Source organism: Streptomyces sp. NPDC015661, from assembly GCF_043077765.1.
Lineage (GTDB): Bacteria > Actinomycetota > Actinomycetes > Streptomycetales > Streptomycetaceae > Streptomyces.
Window position 1 is genome coordinate 255088 of record NZ_JBIBST010000006.1, and the last position, 20530, is coordinate 275617.

The window sequence follows — 20530 nt, forward strand, 5'->3', positions numbered from 1 at the left end:
CGGGCCGTCAGCGGGCGAGCACCGGCGCCGGGCCCATGACCACGACGGGTTCCGCGGCCGGATCGAGGGCGCGCAGGAGTTCACGCAGCGCCTCCCGGTCCAGGGCGATGCAGGCCTGGGTCGGTCCGCCGTGGTCGACGTGGATCCAGACGCCGCCGCCCTTCTCCTCGCCGAGGGGGCGTTCCTTGTCGAGCGGGGTGCGGCCGGGCACCCGGTTGTAGTCGATGGCGATCACATGGTCGAAGGAGCCTTCCAGGGGTTCACCGGAGAGGCCGGTGCCGCTGATGTCGAACTCCTCGTCCTGGTCGTACGGGAGCCGGGAGCCGGGGTCGGGCAGCAGACCGCCCGCGTCGCCGATCCGGAAGACCCCGATGGGGCTGCGCAGGTCGCCGGCGGTGTGGTCGTCGGTCCACCCCTGGAGGGCGTTGTGGGCGGGCCACGGCCCGGCGATACCGGTCCACCGGCCGGCCCGGTCGCGCGCGTAGAGGGTGACGGTCGCCGTGTTGGAGTCGGCGGTGGCGCCGGTGGCGACGAGGACCTGGGTGGTGCCGTCGGGCACGAGGGCGTGGGTGGCGGGGCCGATGCCGGGGATCCGGGGTGCGGGGACCGGGGCGGAGGCGAGGTCGTTGGCCGCTCTGCCGGGCGCGCCCGGGGCGGGGCGGCTGTCACCCGCGGCCGGTGCGGCGGACGACGGGACGGGTGCGGCGGGTGCGGGCGGTGCGGGGCTCGCGCAGCCGCTGAGCAACAGGGCCGCGCACAGTGTGCCGGCGCTCAGCAGCGCGGGGGCGCCCTTGCGGACGGGCATGGGACGGCATCCTCCTTGCCGGGGGCAGTGCAGCGATCCGTACCCGCTCGACGGGCGGCGCTGCCGCCGCGACCGTGCCCTCACCCGGACGGACGCGCTTCGGTCGCGGAAAGAGGTTGACCCCTCGCTCCGGGCGCGCTTTTCTGCGTGGATGAGTGATCTTCGTATCGAACGGGCGCGGACCGAGGAGCAGCTCGCCGACTGGCGGGCCGTGCACAACACGATCATCCCGACGGCGGTGCTCTCCGCCGAGGACGTGCGGGAGCGCGCGGGTCGGAACCGGCTGGACGTCGCCTACCTCGGGGACGTGGCGGTGGGGTGTTCGACGGTGCGTCCGCCGGACGAGGAGACCCCGGCGGCGACCGTGATCGCGCGGACGCTGCCCGGGTACCGGGGGCGGGGGTTCGGGACCGCACTGTACGAGCGGGGGCTCGCGCACGCGCGGACGCTGAGCGACGAGGGCGTGGAGACGGTGGTCCTCGCCTCGAACGAGGAGGGGCTGCGGTTCGCGCTCGCGCGCGGCTTCGTGGAGGTGGAGCGGTACGTCCTGCCGGGTGACACGATTCCGTTCGTGGCGCTGCGTCTGGCCTGACGGGCGACCATTCCTGACGATCCGTCAGAACATTGTGTCGCGGGTCTGGGAACCTTCGGGGCCCGGCGCTACCCTCCGCGCATGATTCGGACGGTGGTGTGGGGTACCGGAAATGTCGGGCGCGCGGCCATTCGCGCCGTGGACGCCCATCCGGGGCTCGAGCTCGCGGCCGTGCTCGTGTCCGATCCGGCGAAGGTGGGCCGGGACGCGGGCCGGCTCGCGGGGCTCGGCCGCGATCTCGGGGTGCCGGCCGGCGACGACGTCGGCGCGGTGCTCGACGGACGGCCGGGGGCGGTGGTGTACGCGGCCTCCGGCGACACCCGGCCCGACGGGGCGCTCGCCGATGTGGCGCGGGCGGTGGCGGCGGGCGCGGTGGTGGTGACGCCCGCCCTGTATCCGCTGTACGACCAGCGCAACGCGCCGCCGGAGTTCCGGGACCCGGTGCTCGCGGCGGTCGCGGAGGGGGGTGGTTCGCTCTTCGTGTCGGGCGTCGACCCGGGCTGGGGCAACGACGTGCTGCCGCTCCTGGTGAGCGGTCTCGCCGCCACGGTGGACGTGATCCGCTGTCAGGAGATCTTCGACTACTCGACGTACGAGCAGGAGGAGTCGGTCCGGGAGCTGGTGGGCATGGGCAAGCCCCTGGACTACGACCCCCCGATGCTGTGGCCGTCGGTGCCGACGATGGTCTGGGGCGGGCAGATACGCCTGATGGCCCGGGCGCTCGGTGCGGAGCTCGACGAGATCCGCGAGACGCTGGAGCGGCGCCCGCTGGAGTCCACGGTCAAGACGCGGACGATGGGCGTGTTCGAGGCGGGGACGCAGGGTGCGGTCCGCTTCGAGGTGCAGGGGATCGTCGGCGGGGAGCCCCGCATCGTGATCGAGCACGTCACCCGCATCCACCCCTCCTGCGCGCCGGACTGGCCGGTGCCGCCGGACGGGGCGGGCGCGCACCGGGTGATCGTCGAGGGGAGCCCCCGGATCGAGGTGACGGTGGCGGCGACCGACGAGGGCGAGAACCGCTCGGCGGGCGGGAACGCCACGGCGGTGGGCCGGCTCGTCGGGGCGATCGAGTGGCTGGTGGCGGCGGAGCCGGGACTGTACGACGCGCTGGACGTGCCGCTGCGGCCGGCGGTCGGGAAGCTGGGAAGGAGACCACGGTGATCATCGACATTCCCGAGGGCCAGGAGCCGATCGGGTACGTGTGGGGCGACATGGTCCCGGAGATCGGGACGGCGGCGGCGAACTTCTCGCTGTCCGTGTACGCCCATACGACCCTGGGGCTGCGCGAGTTCGAGGCGGCGCGGCTGCGGATCGCGCAGATCAACGGCTGCGGCTTCTGTCTGGACTGGCGTACCGACCGGGACGGGGAGAAGGTCGAGGAGGGCTTCGACGAGCTCGTCGCGGCGTGGCGCGAGACGGAGGTCTCGGAGGCCTTCGACGAGCGGACGCGACTCGCGGCCGAGTACGCGGAGCGGTACGCGCTCGACCACCACGGCCTCGACGAGGAGTTCTGGGCGCGGATGACGGCACGGTACAGCCAGGCCGAGATCGTGGAGCTGACGATGAGCCTGGGGTCGTGGCTGGCGTTCGGGCGGCTCAACCGGGTGCTCGGGCTCGACACGGTGTGCGTGCTGCCGACGCACTGAGGAGGGCGTACGGAAGGGCCGGCCGGGATCCCCGGCCGGCCCTTCCGCCTCTCGTCAGAAGTCCTCGGCGATGATCCGTTCGATGTTGCGTTCGGCGAGGGCCGTGATGGTGACGAACGGGTTGACGCTGGTGTTGCCGGGGATCAGGGACCCGTCGATGGCGTAGAGGCCGGTGTAGCCGCGGAGGCGGCCGTAGTTGTCGGTGGCCTGCCCCAGGACCGCGCCGCCGAGCGGGTGGTACGTGAGGTGGTCGCCCCAGATCTTGTACGCGCCGAAGAGGTCGGTGCGGTAGATCGTGCCCTCCTTGGCGTTGATCTTGTCGAAGATGGACTTGGCCATGTCGATGGACGTCTGCTTCCAGGCCCGGTCCCAGCTCAGGTCGACCTTGCCGGTGGTCGGGTTCCAGCTGAACTCGGCGCGGCGCGGGGTGCGGGTGATGGAGAGGTAGAACGAGGCGTAGGTCTCGATGCCGGTGGGCAGCGGGGCGACCTCGGCGAAGGCTCCGCCGGCGTCCCAGTTGTCGATGCCCGCGGTGGGCATCGAGGACTGGAGCGTTCCGGTGGGGTCCCACATGTGGTTGGCGCGCCCGCACATGACGTTGCCGTTGTCGCCCCAGCCCTTGCCGATCTGGTCGTTGAGGGCCGGCAGGGCGCCGGTGGCCTTGAGGCGGGTGAGGAGCTTGCTGGTGCCGACGCTGCCCGCGGCGAAGAAGACCCGGTCCGCGCGGACGGTCTTGGTGACGAGGGTGGCGCCGGTGGTGTCGATCTGGTCGATGACGACGGTGTAGCCGCCCGCGGCCGCGGGGCTGACCGAGGTCACCCGGTGGAGCGGGGAGACGCTCACGCGGCCGGTGGCGGCGGCCTGGGCGAGGTACGTCTTCTGGAGGCTCTTCTTGCCGGCGTTGTTGCCGTAGATGACCTCGCCCTCCAGGGCGGACTTCTGCACCGTCCCGGCGGCCTCCTGCTTCATGTAGTCCCAGTCGTAGACGTTGGGCACGAAGACGAAGGGGAAGCCGGACCGCTCGGCGTGCTTGCGGCCCACGCGCGCGTACTGGTAACAGGCCTGGCTCTCCCACCAGTTCACGTCCACCGAGGTGACGCCCAGGCCCGCGTTGGCGCGCGGGTAGTAGGTGGAGTACATCTCGGCCGGGTCGACGGTCGGGAGGATCGCCGGGAAGCGCTCGCGGAGCGGGGTGACGGCCATGCCGCCGTTGACGAGGGAGCCTCCGCCGACACCACGCCCCTGGTAGACGGTGATGCCGGCGAAGTCCTCCGCGTCGAGGATGCCGGTGTGCACCGGCACGTCCTTGTCGAGCGGGAAGCCGAGGAACTGGCTCAGCGGCTGCTTGGTGCGGGTCCGCAGCCAGAAGGAGCGGTAGTCGGGCTTGGTGGTGTTGGCGAAGATCTTGCCGTCGGGACCGGGGGTGTCCCAGGCCATGCCCATCTCGATCATGTGGACGTCGACGCCGGCGCGGGCGAGCCGCAGGGCGGCGACGGAGCCGCCGTATCCGGTGCCGATGACCAGGGCGCGCACCTGGGAGCCGTCGGCGATGGGGGTGCAGTTCAGGCCGGGGACCTCGGCGCGGGCGGGGGTCGCGATCGTGCCGGCGAGGGCGGCGGCGCCGAGAACAGAACCTGTTCCCGCGAGAAAGCGGCGGCGGCTGACTCTGTGATTTCCCTGGGCGGACAGGGGGTGTTCACTCATGTGATCTTCCTCACTCGCGAGTGAATGGGAACACGTTCTACGACTGCCCGCTGAGGAAGTCACGAGAAACTGCCGGGTAACTTATGGCCGGACATGCCCTTTTGATCGCCTCCACCACGTGCGCGGCATGGGCCCGCGCCGCGGGCAGCAGCTCCGCCCATTTGCGCCGGAGACGGCGAGCAGGGACTCGACGAGGGCCCGCCGTTCGGCCTCGGTCGTACGGCGGCGCACGGTCACCAGGACGTCGACGTCACTGCTCGGCCGGAGACCGCCGAGCACGGCCGAGCCGTGCAGACAGGCGGCGAGCACGTCGTCTCCCAGCACTTCGCGGACGAGGTGGACGACGTGCCCGGCCTCGTTCGAGGTCATCCGGCCTGCTCCTCCGGGTGAGACGGGCGTGGCGCCGTCACCGTACCGGAGGAGCCGCGGGCCGGACGGTCAGGCCGGGGACGGGCCCGGGGCGCCCGTCAGGCGCTCGGGGGTGAGGAGTTCCGCGAGGCGGTGGGCGGGCAGCAGCCCCTTCTCCAGGGTGAGTTCGACGACTCCCCGGCCGGTGGCGAGCGCCTCCTTCGCGATGGCGGTGGCGGCCGTGTAGCCCAGGTGCGGGTTGAGCGCGGTGGCGAGGCCGATGGAGTTCTCCACGGCCTCCCGGAGCGCCTCGGTGTTGGCGGTGATGCCCTCGACGCAGCGCTCGGCCAGGGTGAGGCAGGCCGCGCGCAGCGAGAGCAGGCTCTTGGAGAGGGCGTGGAAGATGACCGGCTCGAAGGCGTTGAGCTGGAGCTGTCCCGCCTCGGCCGCCATGGTGATGGTGATGTCGTTGCCGATCACCTCGAAGGCGACCTGGTTGACGACCTCGGGGATCACCGGGTTGACCTTGCCGGGCATGATGCTGGAACCGGCCTGCACCGGCGGCAGGTTGATCTCGCCGAGGCCCGCGCGGGGGCCGGAGGAGAGCAGGCGCAGGTCGTTGCAGGTCTTGGAGAGCTTGACCGCGATCCGCTTGAGGACTCCGGAGAGCTGTACGAAGGCGCCGCAGTCCTGGGTGGCCTCGATGAGGTTGGCGGAGGTCACGAGCGGCAGGCCGGTGAGCTCGGCGAGCTTGCGGCGGGCGGTCTCGGCGTAGCCGGGGGCGGCGTTGAGGCCGGTGCCGATGGCGGTGGCCCCGAGGTTGATCTCGTGGATGAGCTCGATCGCCTCGGCGAGCCGGCCGCGGTCCTCCTCCAGCATCACGGCGTACGTGGAGAACTCCTGGCCCAGCGTCATGGGCACCGCGTCCTGGAGCTGGGTGCGCCCCATCTTCACGACCTCGCGGAACTCCAGGGCCTTGGCGGCGAAGGCGTCCTGGAGGACGGCCATGGCCTTCAGGAGCTCGCGGGCGGCGCCGATCGCCGCGATGCGGATCGCGGTCGGGTAGACGTCGTTGGTGGACTGGCCGAGGTTGACGTCCTCGTTGGGGTGGAGGTGGGTGTACTCGCCCTTGGCGTGGCCGAGGAGCTCCAGGGCCCGGTTGGCGACGACCTCGTTGGCGTTCATGTTGGTGGAGGTGCCGGCGCCGCCCTGGACGACGTCCACGACGAACTGGTCGTGGAGCTGTCCCGTACGGATCTCCCGGCAGGCGCCGGCGATGGCGGCGGCCTTGTCGGAGGGGAGCAGGCCGAGCTCCTCGTTGGCGCGGGCGGCGGCCTCCTTGACCGCGGCGAGCGCGTCGATCAGCAGCGGGTAGACCGAGATGGGCGTACCGGTGATGGCGAAGTTCTCGGTGGCGCGCAGCGTGTGGACGCCCCAGTAGGCGTCGGCGGGGACGTCCCGGTCGCCGAGCAGATCGTGCTCGCGACGGACGGGGAGGTCGTGCGGGGCCGGTGCGGGAACCATGAAGGGCCGTCCTTGGGGAGAGCGGGGAGGGTGGGGAGGGGTGGGGTGGGTGCAGAGGGGGCCGGACGGACTCGTCCGGTGTCCACGCGTGCGCGTGGGGGATCCCGGCCGCAGGTACGCGTGCGCGTGCCTGCCTCGGGGGCTGCACGCGTGCGCGTATCTGTCTCGGCGGGCTGCACGCGTGCGCCTGCCTGTCTCGGCGGGCTGCACGCGTGCGCCTGCCTGTCTCGGCGACTGTCCGCGTGCGCGTACGGCGTCGGCGGCCGGTGCCGGGCACGGCGAAGCCGCCGGGCGGGCCCGGCGGGCGTGGGGCGCCGGTGGAGGAGGTTGATTCCGGCTCGCGGGCGGGCGGGGGGATGCGCCGTCCGCGAGCCGGGGTTCCGGGGGCGCCGTCAGGCGCGGGCGGCGACCGCCGAGGCGGACCGGGAGTGGCCGGTGGCGAGGGCCGGCTCGGCGCGGACCGGTCCTTCGAGGAGGCGGCGCAGGAGGGCGGAGCTGCGGGCGGGGTCGCCCGCAGCTCCGGTGCCGTCGGCGAGGAGCGTGGCGAGGAGGGCGATCCGGGCCTGGCCGGCCCGGAGGGTGCCGGTGAGCAGGGCTCCGGAGGCGACGAGGTCGACCGCGCCGCCGCCGGTGTATATCTCGGCCAGCGGTCCCGCGGGGACCCGGGTGGTGACGGCGACGAGGACGCCCTGGGCGACCGCGTCCGCGACGGCGGCGGCGATCTCGGGGGTGGCGTTGCCCGCGCCGGTGGCGACGAGGACGATGCCGCGGGCGCCGGCGGAGACGGCGGCGTTCAGGAGGAACGGGTCGCCGTCGGAGTGGTGCGTGACGATGTCGACCCGGGGCAGCGGGGTGACGTCGGGGCCGGTGGCCTCGGGGTGCGCGGTCCGCGCGGCGGCCGGCAGGGGCAGCGGGGCGGGGCGCTCCGGCTGCCGCTCGATGTCGACGCGGGAGAACCCGACGCGGCCGAGGCGCTCGGCGGAGGGGTCGGAGAAGGCGTCCGCGGCGAGGGTCTGGGTCTTCACCGTGCCGCGCGCCGCGTGGACGCGTCCGTCGAAGACCACGAGGACGCCGAGGTCGCGGACGCTCGCGGCGACCTGGAGCGCGTCGTAGAGGTTGCCGGGGCCGTCGCCGTCGCCGGTGCCGAAGGGGCGCTGGGCGCCGGTGAGGACGACCGGGCGGGAGTCGGCGTGGTGCAGGTCCAGGAGGAAGGCCGTCTCCTCCAGGGTGTCGGTGCCGTGGGTGACGACGATGCCGTCGACGCCGGGGTCGGCGAAGGTCTCGTGGACGGTGCGCAGCAGGGCGAGCTGGTGGGCCGCGGTCATGCGGGAGCTGTTCACGTTGAACAGGTCGACGACCTCGACGGTGACGCCCTCGGGGAGCGGAGCGGTGGCCAGGACGTCGTTGCCGGAGGCGTCCGCCGCGTAGCCGGTGCCCTGCCAGCGGCTGGCGATCGTGCCACCGGTGCTGATGACGACGATCCGGCGTGCTCCCCCGTCGTGCGTCCGCTTCATGCCTGCCGTCCTTACTCCGTACCCATTTCTCCTGCGTCCGCAACGATAGGACAGGAGGCGCGCAAGGCGATTGCGAAATCAGCCCCTGTTCCGTTGCAGCGTGGTAGACAATTGCGCCATGGACCGGATTGATCTCCACATCTTGCGTGAGCTCCAGAACGACGGCCGGCTGAGCAACCAGGAGCTGGCCCAGCGGGTCGGCCTCAGCCCCTCCCCCTGTCTGCGCCGGGTGCGCCAGCTGGAGCAGGACGGGGTGATCCAGGGCTACCGGGCGATCATCGACCCGGAGGCGGTGGGGCGCGGCTTCGAGGTCCTCGTCTCGGTGGAGGTGCGGCGGGACCGGGAGACGGTGGAGGCCTTCGAGGAGGCTCTCCAGGACGTGCCGGACGTGATCGAGGCGTACCGGCTGTTCGGGAGTCCCGGCTGTCTGCTGCGGATCGCGGTGGCGGACCTGGCGGCGTACGAGCGGCTGTGGATCGAGCGGCTGACGACCCTCGCCGGGGTCACCGAGGTCAATTCGCAGATCATCATGAAGCGGATCAAGGAGCCCAAGGGGATGCCGGTGGACGTCCGGGGCGTCTGAGGCGCCGGCGACACCCAGGGGGCGTGCCCGGTTGCGCCATATGCGAGAACGTCACGCAACAGCCTCCTCCCCGTTACATGACAGGTACCTGACCTGTGCCACCCTCCCGGTGACACGTAGTCAACACGCGTAGACAGCGGTGGCGTTGAGCCGCGCCCGCAGTCCCGCGCGTGCCGTCCCCGGGAAAGGGCCCCCCATGTCCGTTGTGCGGATCGGCAGATGGAAGGTGTGGGCGGCGGCCGCCGCCACCGCTCTCGTCGGCATCACGCTCCCCGCGGTCACCGCGACTCCCGCGAGCGCCACGACCACCGCGTACGACTCCACGTACTACAAGGACGCGATCGGCAAGACCGGCACGAGCCTCAAGTCCTCGCTGCACACCATCATCAGCAGCCAGAGCAAGATCTCGTACGACGCGGTCTGGAACGCGCTGAAGGTCACCGACCAGGACCCGAACAACACCAACAACGTGATCCTGCTCTACAGCGGCGTCTCGCGCAGCAAGTCCCTCAACGGGGGCTCCGTGGGCGACTGGAACCGCGAGCACACCTGGGCCCAGTCCCACGGCAACTTCGGCACCTCGGCCGGCCCCGGCACCGACCTGCACCACCTGCGCGCCTGTGACGTGCAGGTCAACAGCACCCGCGGAAACAAGGACTGGGACAACGGCGGCAGCGCGGTCAGCGGCGCGCCGGGCAGCTACACGGACAGCGACTCCTTCGAGCCGCGCGACGCCGACAAGGGCGACGTGGCGCGCATGATCCTCTACATGGCCGTCCGTTACGAGGGTGACGACGGCTGGCCGAACCTGGAGCCCAACGAGTCCTCCACGAACGGCAGCGTCCCGTTCCACGGCCGCCTCTCGGTCCTGAAGCAGTGGAACGAGCAGGACCCGCCGAGCGCCTTCGAGGAGCGCCGCAACGACGTCATCTACAACACCTACCAGCACAACCGGAACCCGTTCATCGACCACCCGGAGTGGATCGAGGCGATCTGGTAGTCCGAGCACCACGGAAGTGACGGGAGCCGGGACGGACGCGACGCGCCCTCCCGGCTCCCGCCATGTCGGCCCCTACGCCTGACCGCTTCCGGCGCCTTCAAACGCGAAATCCCGGATCGTCTCACGTTTTTGAAAGACCGGCTCCGACAACCCGAAGGCGTTATCCATCCGTTATAAACGGTGACTTTGACCCGCTTTGTTTTGGTTTGCCGCCCGCTCGGGCGTGGATTCCCGCCACAGAGACCGTCGGCGCACCTATCACGCCCTCACCGAGCCGAACAAGACCTCCGGCCCAGGAAGTTCCGCTGCCCGCTCGGTAGCTTCGGCGCCCATGACCACTGCCCCCCAGAAATCCCCGGTCGGCGGCCTCTCCGTCGGCCCGGCCGAGATCGCGGACGGCGCCGAGCTCTGGCGGATCGCCCGCGGCTCGGGAGAACTCGACCTCAACTCCCCGTACAGCTACCTGCTGTGGTGCCGCGACTTCGCCGACACGACCGCCGTCGCCCGTGACGCCTCCGGACGACCCGTCGGCTTCGTCACCGGGTACCTCCGGCCCGACGCGCCCGGGACGCTCTTCGTCTGGCAGGTCGCCGTGGAGGGTTCGCACCGCGGAAGCGGGGTGGCCGGGACCCTGCTCGACGCTCTGTCGGCCCGTGTGGCGGCCGCGCACGGACTCGACCGGGTGGAGGCCACCGTCACCCCGGGAAACCTGGCGTCGGACCGGCTCTTCCGGTCCTACGCGCGCCGGCACGGCGCCGACCTGACACGCGAGGTCCTCTTCCCGTCCGCCTCCTTCCCCGTTTCGGGACACGAGGCCGAGGTGCTCTACCGCATCGGCCCCCTCGCACCCGGCGACCGAGCCGACCCCGGCGACCCGAGCCGACCCCGGCGAGCCGAGCCGACCGCGGCGACCGCGGCGACCTGAGCCTCCCCCGGTGTCCCGAGCCACGCCACCGTCGCGCGGCCCGCACCGACCCGGTGTCCCGACCCACCCCCGCCGTCGCGCGGCGGCCTGAACCGACCCCGGTGTCCCGGGCCGACTCCGCGCCCCTCCCCGCACCACACCCTGGAGAAGAGACTTCGTGACCCTGACCGACATCGCCGCCCCCTCCGTCTTCGAGACCGTCGAATCCGAGGTCCGCAGCTACTGCCGTGCCTGGCCCGTCGTCTTCGAACGCGCCAGCGGGAGCCGGCTGTACGACGAGGACGGCCGTCCGTACCTGGACTTCTTCGCCGGGGCGGGCTCGCTCAACTACGGCCACAACAACCCGGTGCTCAAGCGCGCCCTCCTCGACTACCTCGCCGACGACGGCATCACCCACGGCCTCGACATGTCGACGACCGCCAAACGCGCCTTCCTGGAGACCTTCCGCACGACGGTCCTCGAACCCCGCGCCCTGCCCTACAAGGTGATGTTCCCCGGCCCCACCGGCACCAACGCCGTGGAGGCCGCCCTCAAACTCGCCCGCAAGGTCACCGGACGCCAGACGGTCGTCTCCTTCACCAACGCCTTCCACGGCATGTCGCTCGGCTCGCTGGCCGTGACCGGCAACGCCGCCAAGCGCGCCGGAGCGGGCGTCCCGCTGCACCACGCCGCCCGGATGCCCTTCGACGACTACCTCGACGGGCAGGTCACGGACTTCCTCTGGTTCGAGCGGCTCCTGGACGACTCCGGCTCCGGCCTCGACCACCCGGCGGCCGTGATCGTCGAGACCGTCCAGGGCGAGGGCGGCATCAACGTCGCACGCGCCGAGTGGCTGCGCGCGCTGGCGGAGCTCTGCCGCCGGCACGAGATGCTCCTCATCGTCGACGACATCCAGATGGGCTGCGGACGCACAGGCGACTTCTTCTCCTTCGAGGAGGCGGGCATCACGCCCGACATCGTCACCCTGTCCAAGTCCATCAGCGGCTACGGCCTGCCCATGTCCCTCTGCCTCTTCCGGCCGGAGCTCGACCTGTGGGAGCCCGGCGAGCACAACGGCACCTTCCGCGGCAACAACCCCGCCTTCGTCACCGCCACGGCCGCCCTCGACGCCTACTGGCGCGACGGCACCCTGCGCGAACGCACCCTGAGCCGGGCCGACCGGGTCGAGCGCGCCCTGCTCGACCTGTGCGGCGACGACGACCGCTCCGGCCTGGCCGTGCGCGGACGCGGCCTCGTCTGGGGCCTGGAGTTCGCCGACGGCGAGCGCGCCGCGGCCGTGTGCCGGCGGGCCTTCGAGATCGGTCTGCTCCTGGAGACGTCCGGGCCGCGCGGCGAGGTGGTCAAGCTGCTGCCTCCGCTGACCGTGACGGACGACGAACTCGACGAGGGGCTCGGCATGCTGGCCCGCTCCGTACGCCACTCCGCCTGAGACCGCACCGCCAGATCCACCCGAAAGGCCATCAGCCATGATCGTCCGCACCTTCGACGAGCTGGAGAACACCGAGCGGCACGTCCGGGCCGCGTCCGGCACCTGGGAGAGCAAGCGCATCGTCCTCGCCCGCGAGCGGGTCGGCTTCTCCCTCCACGAGACGGTGCTGTACGCCGGCACCGAGACCTCCATGTGGTACGCCCACCACGTCGAGGCCGTCGTCTGCACCGCCGGCGAGGCCGAGCTCACCGACCACGAGACCGGACGCACGTACACGATCCTCCCCGGAACGATGTACCTGCTCGACGGGCACGAGCGCCACACCCTCAAGGTCAAGCGGGACTTCCGCTGCCTGTGCGTCTTCAACCCGCCCGTCACCGGGCGCGAGGACCACGACGAGAACGGCGTCTACCCGCTCCTCTCCGAGCCCGAATCCGAACCCGGCCAGGCCTGAGGTCCGCCCGGAACCACGACGGGCCCCACCCGGCGCCGGGTCCGGGACCGGCCCGAACCCCGACAGGCCCCACCCGGCCGGGCCCGAGCGCGGCCCGCGCCCCCCCACCACTCCGTACGCGAAAGGAAGGCAGCCCGCCCCATGGCCTCCGCACCCACCCGTCCCGTCGACCTCTACCCCACCCGCGGCTCCCGGGAGGAGCTCATCGGCCGCAAGGACCCCGTCGTCTGGTCCGAGCCCGGCACGCCGGGGCCCTTCTGGGCCCGGGAGCTGGAGGAGTACGACCGCGACGGCTTCGTCACGGTGGACGAGCTCGTCACCCCGGCCGAGGTCGACGAGCTCCGCGCCGAGCTGGACCGGCTGGTCGCCGACCCCGCCGTACGGGCGGACGAGCGGGCCGTCGTCGAGCCCCGCTCCCAGGAGATCCGCTCCGTCTTCGAGGTGCACCGGATCAGCGGGGTCTTCCGCCGGCTGGCCGAGGACCCGCGGATCGTCGGGCGGGCCCGGCAGATCCTCGGCTCCGACGTCTACGTCCACCAGTCACGGGTCAACGTCAAGCCCGGCTTCGGCGCCAGCGGCTTCTACTGGCACTCCGACTTCGAGACCTGGCACGCCGAGGACGGACTGCCCCGGATGCGGACCGTGTCGGTGTCGATCGCCCTCACCCCGAACCACACCACCAACGGCAGCCTGATGATCATGCCGGGCTCGCACCGCACCTTCCTGGGCTGCGCGGGAGAGACGCCCAAGGACAACTACAAGCAGTCGCTGCGGATGCAGGACGCCGGGACCCCGTCCCACGAGGCGCTCACCACCTTCGCCGACGCCTGCGGCATCCGGCACTTCACGGGCCCGGCGGGATCGGCCACCTGGTTCGACTGCAACGCCCTGCACGGCTCGGGCGACAACATCACCCCGTACCCCCGGAGCAATGTGTTCCTCGTCTTCAACAGCGTCGAGAACGCCCCCGAGGCCCCCTTCGCCGCCCCGGTCCGCCGCCCCTCCTTCGTCGCCGCCCGCCCGGAGGACCTGGCATGAGCGGCTCCGCGCCACTCGACCGCCGCCGCTTCCTCGGCAGAGCGTCGGTCCTCGCCGGTCTCGCCCTGGCGGCCGGGCCGCTGACCGCCTGCACCCGCACCCAGGCGGGGACGGGAGCGCCCGCGGACGACGGGAAACTCCTCGCGAACCTGCGGGAACAGGGCTACGTGCGGGTCGGCTTCGCCGGTGAGGCGCCGTACGGCTTCCAGGACGGCGGCGAGCTCGCCGGCGAGGCCCCGACCCTCCACCGGGAGATATTCACCGCGCTCGGCGTGCGCGAACTGCGCCCGACACTCACGGAGTTCGGCGCGCTGATCCCCGGACTGCTCGCCGGTCGCTTCGACGTGGTGAGCGCGGGCATGTCGATCACGCCCGAGCGCTGCGCCAAAGTGATCTTCTCCGAGCCGGAGTTCGTCTCCCCCACCGCCCTCATGGTCCGCAAGGGCAACCCGAAGGGGGTGAGCGACCTGGAGTCCTGTGCGGCGAAGGGCGCCACCGTCGGGGTGCTGACGGCGGCCGTGGAGGCCTCCTACGCCAAGGCGGCGGGCGTCCCGGACGGCTCGGTGAAGACGCTCGCCAAGCAGCAGGACGGGCTCGACGCCCTCCTGGCCGGCCGGATCGACGCCTTCGCGCTGACCGCGATCTCGCTGCGCTGGCTCGCCCGGACGAACGCGGGCGCGCCGGTGGAGGTGGGCGAGGCGTTCGTCCCGGAGGTCGGCGGGGTGCGGCAGCTCGGCGCGGGCGGAGCGGTGTTCCGGCCCGGGGCGAGCGCGCTCCGGGACGCCTTCGACCGGGAACTCCTGAAGATCACCGGCTCGCCCGCCCGATTCGTGGGGCTCGTCGGGAAGTACGGATTCACAGCCCGTGAGGTGCCGCCCCGTTCGCTGCGGACCGCCGACCTGTGTGCCGGGTGAGGGGTGGCCGGCGTGGCTGACGTCCTGTCCGTCGCGGCCGGCCTCCAGTCCGCCGGATCCGGCTCCCTGCCCGTCGCGGCCGGCTTTCTGCCCGAGCTGCGGCGCGCGCTGCCCCGGCTCGCCGAGGGGCTCCTCGTCACGGTCGAGGCCACGGTGCTCGGCGCCGCGCTCGCCCTGCTCCTCGCGTACGTCCTCGGGCTCCTTTCCCGGTCGGCGCGGCTGCCGGTGCGGGGCGGGGCGCGCCTCGTCGTGGAGTTCTTCCGGGGGACCTCGCTGTACGTGCAGCTGTTCTGGCTGTTCTTCGCGCTGCCCATGGTCGGCTTCCGGCTCGAACCGCTCGCCTGCGCGGTGCTCGCCCTCGGCCTCAACTACGGGGCGTACGGCGCCGAGGTGGTGCGGGGCGCGGTGGCGGCGGTCCCCCGCGCCCAGACCGAGGCGGGGATCGCGCTCGGCATGGGGGCGGGGCTGCGGCTGCGGCGGGTCGTCCTGCCACAGGCGCACGCCCTGATGGTCGCGCCGTTCAAGAACCTGCTCGTGCAGCTCCTGAAGGCGACACCGCTGCTCTCCCTGGTCACGGTCCCCGATCTCACCTTCCAGATCGACCAGTTGCGCTCGGCGACGGGCGCGACGGCCGCCTCGTACCTGCTGCTCCTCGGGCTCTACTTCGGCCTGGCCGTCGTGCTGAGCCTCCTCATGAACGCCCTGGAGCGGGCGGCGAAGGCCCGGCTCGGGCAGGAAGGCGGTGCCTGATGTGGGACGGGGAGGCGGCCCGGGCCGCGCTGCCCGCCGTACTGGAGGGCTTCGGCGTCACGGTCCTGGCGACCGTCCCGGCGTTCGCCGTCGCGATGGTCCTCGGGCTCGTACTCGCCCTCGTCCAGCGGGCGGGTCCCCGGTGGGCGGCGCTTCCGGTGCGCGGGGCGGCCGCGTTCGTCCGCTCGACTCCGCTCCTGGTGCAGCTGTTCGCGGCCTGGGTGCTGGTGCCCTCGCTCGACGCGCCGGTGCTCGGCGTCCTGGTGCTCGGCACGCACTACGCCACGTACCTCTCGGAGGTGTACCGGACGGGCATCGACGCCGTGCCGCGCGGCCAGTGGGAGGCCTGCACGGCCCTGTCGCTGCCGCGCCGGCGGGTGTGGCGGGCGGTGGTGCTGCCCCAGGCCGTACGGAACGTGCTGCCGCCGCTGGGGAACTACGCGGTGTCCATGTTCAAGGAGACGCCGCTGCTCTCGGTGATCACCGTGCACGAGATGGTCCACGAGGCGAACACCTTCGGCAGTACGCACTTCGCCTATCTGGAGAGCTTCACCCTGGCCGCCGCGGTGTTCCTGCTCGCGAGCTGGCCCACGTCCGTGCTCGTACGACGACTGGAGGCACGCCTTGCCCACTGAGAACCCCGAGGGCTCGGCCGCTCCCGCGGTCCGCTTCGACCGGGTCACCAAGCGGTACGGGGACCACACGGTGCTCGACGGCCTCGATCTGGAGGTCGGGCACGGGGAGCGGGTGACGCTGATCGGCCCGAGCGGCTCCGGGAAGACCACGATCCTCCGGCTGCTCATGACGCTCGAGCGGGTCACCGACGGCGTCATCCACGTGGACGGGGAGCCCTTCTCGCACATGCCGCGAGGCGCGGGCGGGAAGCTGGTGCCGGCGAGCGAACGGCATCTGGCGGTGCGCCGGCGGCGGATCGGCATGGTCTTCCAGCAGTTCAACCTCTTCCCGCACATGAGCGTCCTGGAGAACATCGTCGAGGCGCCCGTCCACGTGCTCGGCGAGAGCCGGGAGGAGGCGGACCGCCGGGCGCGGGACCTGCTGGAACTGGTCGGGCTCGGCGACCGGGCCGACGCGCGGCCGACCCGGCTCTCCGGCGGTCAGCAACAGCGCGTGGCCATCGCCCGCGCCCTCGCGATGCGGCCCGGGATCCTGCTCCTCGACGAGGTGACGTCCGCGCTCGATCCGGAGCTGGTGGCGGAGGTGCTCGACGTGCTGCGGGACATCGCCCGCTCCACCGACATCACCCTGCTGTGCGTGACCCACGAGATGGGCTTCGCGCGGGACGTCTCCGACCGGATCCTGATGTTCGACCGGGGCCGGATCGTGGAGTCGGGCCCGGCGGAGGAGCTCCTGGAGTCGCCCGCGCACGCACGCACGCGCGCGTTCCTCGGCTCGGTCCGGTGAGCACGGTCCCGGTCGGGTGAGACGGGGGTACGCCCGGGGGGGACCCGGACGTACCCCCGTCTCGGGCTCAGGCGCCCGTCCCGACCATGCCTTCCCGCAGCCTGTTCAGGCTCCGGGCCAGGAGCCGCGAGACGTGCATCTGGGAGACGCCGAGGCGCTCGCCGATCTGCGTCTGGGTCAGCTCCTCGACGAACCGCAGGTGCAGCAGCAGCCGGTCGCGGTCGTCGAGGGCCGCCACGAGGGGGGCGAGGGTGTGGAAGTCCTCGAAGAGCGCGAGCGCCGTGTCCTCCTCGCCGATGAGGTCGGCCAGGGCCGCGTCGTCCGTGTCGTCGTCACCGCCGCCGATCGCGGCGTCCAGGGACGTGGAGTGGTAGCCGTTCGCGGCCAGCTGGGCCTCGACGACCTGGTCCTCGGACAGGTCCATGAGCGGCGCCAGTTCCGCGACGCGGGGCGCGCGGCCGAGCCGCGAGCTCAGTTCGTCGGTCGCCTTGGCCAGCTCCACCCGTGCCTCCTGGAGCCGGCGGGGGACGTGGACCGCCCAGGAGGTGTCGCGGAAGAACCGCTTGATCTCGCCCACGATGTACGGCACGGCGAAGGTGGTGAACTCCACCTCGCGGGCCAGGTCGAAGCGGTCGATCGCCTTGATCAGGCCGATCATGCCGACCTGGACGATGTCCTCCATCTCCTCGGCGCGCCCGCGGAACCGGCCCGCCGCGTACCGCACGAGCGTCATGTTCATCTCGATCAGGGTGTTCCGGACGTACTGGTGCTGCGCCGTTCCCTCCTCCCGCGCCGCGAGTTCGCGGAGGAACACTCTCGACAGGGCGCGGGCGTCCCGGGGCGCGACCTCGTGAGGGGCCTCGATGTCGGGCAGGCCCTCCCCCGCACCGCTCGTCACGTACGTCTCCGTCGACTTGGCCACTTCGGTCCGCACGGGGACGACCTCCTCCTGCTCTGTCCGTTCGGCGGTCCCGGTTCGCGTACCCGCTCCGCGCGGAGGCACTCCTCACCGGGACGCGCCGTCTCCGGCCCGGGCGGGAGGCATCATTCCGGCGTGACCGGGCAGGCGTCACCCGTCAGCCCTCCACGTACCGGGAAGAAGGGGACCGCGATGAACAGCCGGAGTGACACCAGGTCCCGCGCGCACACCGCGGGTCCTCCGGCCGCCGACGGGAGGACCGGGACGTCACCGCTCCTCACTCCGGCGCAGGCCCGGCAGCTGGTCCGCCGCACGGTCACGGCCCTCGGCCCGCTGCGGGCCTCCCAGGTCGACGACTTGCTGCTCGTCACCTCGGAACTGGTCACGAACGCCCATCGCCACGGCGGCGGGGTCACCTCGTTCGGGATCGCCGTCGGCCGCGACCGGGTCACCGTCTCCGTGGCCGACGCGAGCGAGGAGCCGCCGCGCCACGAGCTCCGCGAGGAGCTGCGGCCCGGCGGCTTCGGCTGGCCGATCGTGCTGCGCCTGTGCCGGGAGGTGACGGTGGACACCCGGCCGGACGGCAAGACGGTCCACGCGGCGGTGACGGTCGACCGCTGAGCCTGTCTCAGGCGTCGGCGGGGCGTGCGGGGTGCCGCTCCGGCGGCCCGTGGAGGTGTACGGAGGCGGGGCCGCCGCCCGTGCGGTGGCGCTCGGCCCAGGACTCGAGCGCGGCCCGGCAGGCGTGGTCCAGGTGATGGAGTCCGGAGAGGTCCAGGACGACCGGGCGGTCGCGCGGCAGGGCTTCGAGGGTGTCCAGGATCGTCGGCAGCCGCAGGAAGGTCACGGTGCCCGACAGGCCGACGCGCACGGGCCCTTCGCCCTCGTCGGTGTGGTCGACGCGGAGGTGGGAGGCGTCCCAGGCCGCTTTGGCGACGGAGAGGACGAGTCCGATCAGGACGCCTTCGAGCATGTTCACGGTGACGATCGCCAGGGCCGTCACCAGGAGGACGAGTGCCTCGCCGCGGTGGCCGCGCCAGAGGGTGACGAGGCCCCGGAAGGGGATGAGCTTCCAGCCCGCGTGGACGAGGATCCCGGCGAGTGCCGCGAGCGGTACGTACTCCAGGGTGCCGGGCAGCAGGGCGGCGAAGACCAGCAGCCACAGCCCGTGGAGCACGCGGGAGGCCCTGGTCCTTGCGCCTGCCTGGACGTTGGCCGAGCTGCGGACGATCACGGCGGTCATGGGCAGCGCCCCGAGCAGGCCGCAGAGCGTGTTGCCGAACCCCTGGGCGAGCAGTTCCTTGTCGTAGTCGGTGGGCGGGCCGTCGTGCAGCCGGTCCACGGCCGCCGCGCTGAACAGGGACTCGGCGGAGGCGATCAGCGCGAAGGCGAGGACGGTGCCGAGCAGGGCGATGTCGGTGAGGGCGGAGAGTCCGTCCGCTCCGGGCAGCCCGACCGCGTCCAGTACCCCGTTCACCCGTACCGTCGCGACCGGCAGGTCGAACAGGGCGGTGGCGAGCGCCGCGAGGAGGACGGCGACGAGCGCGCCGGGGACGGCCCGAGCCCGGCGGGGCAGGTGCCGCCAGCCGGTGATCACCAGGACCGTGGCGGCCGCGACGGCGAGCGGGACGAGGGTGGCGGTGCTCGTCACGGCGCCTCCGAGGGCGGCCGGCAGTCCGGCGAGCCGGGCCGGGCCGGAGGAGGGAGCGCTGAGTCCGGCCGCGGCGTAGAGCTGGCCGGCGACGATGACGAGGCCGATCCCGGCGAGCATGCCCTCGACGACGGAGAGGGAGATGGCCCGGAACCAGCGGCCCCAGCGCAGCAGGCCCATGGCGACCTGGAGCAGCCCGGCCAGGAGCACGACGACGCCGAGCGCGGCCGGGCCGAGCGTCCGGACGGCGTCGAGCACGAGGACGGTGAGGCCGGCGGCGGGGCCGGAGACCTGGATGCTGCTGCCCCGCATGAGGCCGGTGACGGTGCCGCCGACGATGCCGGTGACGAGACCGAGTTCGGCGGGGACGCCGGAGGCGACGGCCACGCCGATGCAGAGGGGCAGCGCGACGAGGAAGACGACGAGGGAGGCGGCGAAGTCCTGCCGGAGGTACGGAAAGGAGGAGGCCATACAAGGGTGATACGCCCTCGTCGGAGCCGGTTCGGGACGGATCGGAGCCGACCGGTGGTTTCCGTCTGGAACCGGCCGGAAGGTGACGCGATCACCCCCGGGGAAGGCGCTCGGAGGTGCGGATCACCGGGGCGCACCGGGCCGCAGGCGCCCGCACACGCGGTCAGGCGGAGGGCGTACGGTCGCCACGGCGGGGCGCAGGGGCCCGGAGCCTCAGGAGGCCGGGGTGCTCACCACCAGTAGGCGGGGTACTTCGGTGCCGCGCGGCGGATGCGGGAGGCGGCGAACGCCGTCAGGACGAGCAGCGCCGTGGCCCCGAACAGCAGGGGGACGAAGCGGCCGGGCGCGGGGGCCTGGAGCACGATGACGACAGCGGTCGCGCACGCCGGGGAGTGCGGGGTGCGGGCCAGGGTGTTCAGGGCGAGCGTGACTCCGGCGGCGACGGCGGCGGCCCAGGCGCTGCCGTGCGCGCCCACCGCCGCGACGGCGTATCCGGCGGCGGCGCCGATGAGGTGGCCGACGACGACGCTCCGCGGCTGGGCCAGGGGCAGCGCGGGGGCGCAGTGCACGAGAGCGGCGCTGGCGGCCAGCGGGGGTATCAGCACCGGTTCGTGGATGAGGGCGCCGATGGCGACGAGCCCGAGGAGGGCGGCGGTCGCGGCGCTGACGCTGTGGAAGGCCGCGCCGGGCGCGGGCCGGGCCGGGGCGCGGCCGGCGATCCACGGCAGGCGCGGCTCCCGGCCGGCGGGGATGTCGGGGGCGGCGGGGCGCGGTGCGGTGTCGGTGCTCATGGGAGGCGCGATTTCCGGGACAGGGACGGGCAGGGCGGGTGGTCGTGCGG

At 72.7% G+C, this 20530-nt stretch carries 22 protein-coding genes; 14 read left to right on the forward strand and 8 right to left on the reverse strand.

What is annotated here, in order from left to right; genetic code table 11:
• Positions 1-7: 7 nt before the first annotated feature.
• The gene (locus ACF07V_RS18165; RefSeq protein ID WP_392155224.1) at positions 8-805 is read right to left on the reverse strand and encodes a hypothetical protein; all 798 of its coding nucleotides are present in this window, start codon (positions 803-805) and stop codon (positions 8-10) included.
• A 151-nt stretch (positions 806-956) separates the two neighbouring features.
• Between ACF07V_RS18165 and ACF07V_RS18170 the strand changes: the two genes are divergently transcribed.
• The 3 genes from ACF07V_RS18170 (at position 957) to ACF07V_RS18180 (ending at position 3043) form a co-directional block, all read left to right on the forward strand.
• Entirely contained in the window at positions 957-1397 is a 441-nt protein-coding gene (locus ACF07V_RS18170; protein WP_392155226.1) for a GNAT family N-acetyltransferase, read from the forward strand.
• 81 nt (positions 1398-1478) lie between these two features.
• Complete coding sequence (locus ACF07V_RS18175) at positions 1479-2558, forward strand: dihydrodipicolinate reductase (protein WP_392155228.1); 1080 nt, start codon at positions 1479-1481, stop codon at positions 2556-2558.
• Complete coding sequence (locus ACF07V_RS18180; RefSeq protein ID WP_351182333.1) at positions 2555-3043, forward strand: carboxymuconolactone decarboxylase family protein; 489 nt, start codon at positions 2555-2557, stop codon at positions 3041-3043. The genes ACF07V_RS18175 and ACF07V_RS18180 overlap by 4 nt, the downstream gene beginning before the upstream one ends.
• Positions 3044-3097: 54 nt before the next feature.
• On the opposite strand, the gene ACF07V_RS18185 is transcribed toward ACF07V_RS18180, so the two are convergent.
• The 4 genes from ACF07V_RS18185 to ACF07V_RS18200 all read right to left on the reverse strand — a co-directional run bounded on the left by ACF07V_RS18185 (position 3098) and on the right by ACF07V_RS18200 (position 8133).
• A complete protein-coding gene (locus ACF07V_RS18185) occupies positions 3098-4747 on the reverse strand; it encodes a GMC oxidoreductase (protein ID WP_392155230.1) in 1650 nt (549 codons plus the stop codon).
• 81 nt (positions 4748-4828) lie between these two features.
• Complete coding sequence (locus ACF07V_RS18190) at positions 4829-5116, reverse strand: nucleotidyltransferase domain-containing protein (RefSeq protein WP_392155232.1); 288 nt, start codon at positions 5114-5116, stop codon at positions 4829-4831.
• A 69-nt stretch (positions 5117-5185) separates the two neighbouring features.
• Positions 5186-6619: an aspartate ammonia-lyase gene (gene aspA, locus ACF07V_RS18195; protein ID WP_392155234.1), complete on the reverse strand. Its 1434-nt coding sequence runs from the start codon at positions 6617-6619 to the stop codon at positions 5186-5188.
• A gap of 392 nt (positions 6620-7011) precedes the next feature.
• Positions 7012-8133, reverse strand: coding sequence for an asparaginase (locus tag ACF07V_RS18200; protein ID WP_392155236.1), 1122 nt, complete (start codon positions 8131-8133; stop codon positions 7012-7014).
• A 118-nt stretch (positions 8134-8251) separates the two neighbouring features.
• Between ACF07V_RS18200 and ACF07V_RS18205 the strand changes: the two genes are divergently transcribed.
• The 10 genes from ACF07V_RS18205 to ehuA all read left to right on the forward strand — a co-directional run bounded on the left by ACF07V_RS18205 (position 8252) and on the right by ehuA (position 16648).
• The gene (locus ACF07V_RS18205) at positions 8252-8716 is read left to right on the forward strand and encodes an Lrp/AsnC family transcriptional regulator (RefSeq protein WP_390490843.1); all 465 of its coding nucleotides are present in this window, start codon (positions 8252-8254) and stop codon (positions 8714-8716) included.
• 196 nt (positions 8717-8912) lie between these two features.
• Positions 8913-9716 carry an endonuclease I family protein gene (locus ACF07V_RS18210; protein ID WP_392155238.1) on the forward strand — a complete coding sequence of 268 codons (804 nt, stop codon included), beginning with the start codon at positions 8913-8915 and terminating at the stop codon, positions 9714-9716.
• 331 nt (positions 9717-10047) lie between these two features.
• Complete coding sequence (ectA, locus tag ACF07V_RS18215) at positions 10048-10641, forward strand: diaminobutyrate acetyltransferase (RefSeq protein ID WP_392155240.1); 594 nt, start codon at positions 10048-10050, stop codon at positions 10639-10641.
• A 163-nt stretch (positions 10642-10804) separates the two neighbouring features.
• Positions 10805-12070 (forward strand): diaminobutyrate--2-oxoglutarate transaminase, encoded by a 1266-nt coding sequence (gene ectB / locus ACF07V_RS18220; protein ID WP_392155646.1) that lies wholly within the window; start codon positions 10805-10807, stop codon positions 12068-12070.
• A gap of 37 nt (positions 12071-12107) precedes the next feature.
• On the forward strand, positions 12108-12524 hold the full coding sequence (locus ACF07V_RS18225) for an ectoine synthase (protein WP_369142378.1): 417 nt from the start codon (positions 12108-12110) through the stop codon (positions 12522-12524).
• Positions 12525-12665: 141 nt separating this feature from the next.
• Positions 12666-13562: an ectoine hydroxylase gene (gene thpD / locus ACF07V_RS18230; protein ID WP_392155241.1), complete on the forward strand. Its 897-nt coding sequence runs from the start codon at positions 12666-12668 to the stop codon at positions 13560-13562.
• Complete coding sequence (gene ehuB, locus ACF07V_RS18235; RefSeq protein ID WP_392155243.1) at positions 13559-14476, forward strand: ectoine/hydroxyectoine ABC transporter substrate-binding protein EhuB; 918 nt, start codon at positions 13559-13561, stop codon at positions 14474-14476. Before thpD ends, ehuB begins: the two co-directional genes overlap by 4 nt.
• A gap of 66 nt (positions 14477-14542) precedes the next feature.
• Entirely contained in the window at positions 14543-15226 is a 684-nt protein-coding gene (ehuC, locus tag ACF07V_RS18240; protein WP_392155648.1) for an ectoine/hydroxyectoine ABC transporter permease subunit EhuC, read from the forward strand.
• Entirely contained in the window at positions 15226-15861 is a 636-nt protein-coding gene (ehuD, locus tag ACF07V_RS18245) for an ectoine/hydroxyectoine ABC transporter permease subunit EhuD (protein WP_392155244.1), read from the forward strand. Before ehuC ends, ehuD begins: the two co-directional genes overlap by 1 nt.
• Positions 15851-16648, forward strand: coding sequence for an ectoine/hydroxyectoine ABC transporter ATP-binding protein EhuA (ehuA, locus tag ACF07V_RS18250; protein ID WP_392155246.1), 798 nt, complete (start codon positions 15851-15853; stop codon positions 16646-16648). The genes ehuD and ehuA overlap by 11 nt, the downstream gene beginning before the upstream one ends.
• A 67-nt stretch (positions 16649-16715) precedes the next feature.
• On the opposite strand, the gene ACF07V_RS18255 is transcribed toward ehuA, so the two are convergent.
• A complete protein-coding gene (locus ACF07V_RS18255) occupies positions 16716-17582 on the reverse strand; it encodes a SigB/SigF/SigG family RNA polymerase sigma factor (protein WP_392155248.1) in 867 nt (288 codons plus the stop codon).
• Between the two features lie 177 nt (positions 17583-17759).
• Here ACF07V_RS18255 and ACF07V_RS18260 point away from each other — a divergent pair, with 177 nt between their 5' ends.
• Entirely contained in the window at positions 17760-18188 is a 429-nt protein-coding gene (locus ACF07V_RS18260) for an ATP-binding protein (RefSeq protein WP_392155249.1), read from the forward strand.
• 7 nt (positions 18189-18195) lie between these two features.
• Here ACF07V_RS18260 and ACF07V_RS18265 read toward each other — a convergent pair whose 3' ends face one another.
• Positions 18196-19689: a SulP family inorganic anion transporter gene (locus ACF07V_RS18265; protein ID WP_392155251.1), complete on the reverse strand. Its 1494-nt coding sequence runs from the start codon at positions 19687-19689 to the stop codon at positions 18196-18198.
• Between the two features lie 230 nt (positions 19690-19919).
• Entirely contained in the window at positions 19920-20480 is a 561-nt protein-coding gene (locus ACF07V_RS18270; RefSeq protein ID WP_392155253.1) for an HPP family protein, read from the reverse strand.
• Between the last annotated feature and the right edge of the window lie 50 nt (positions 20481-20530).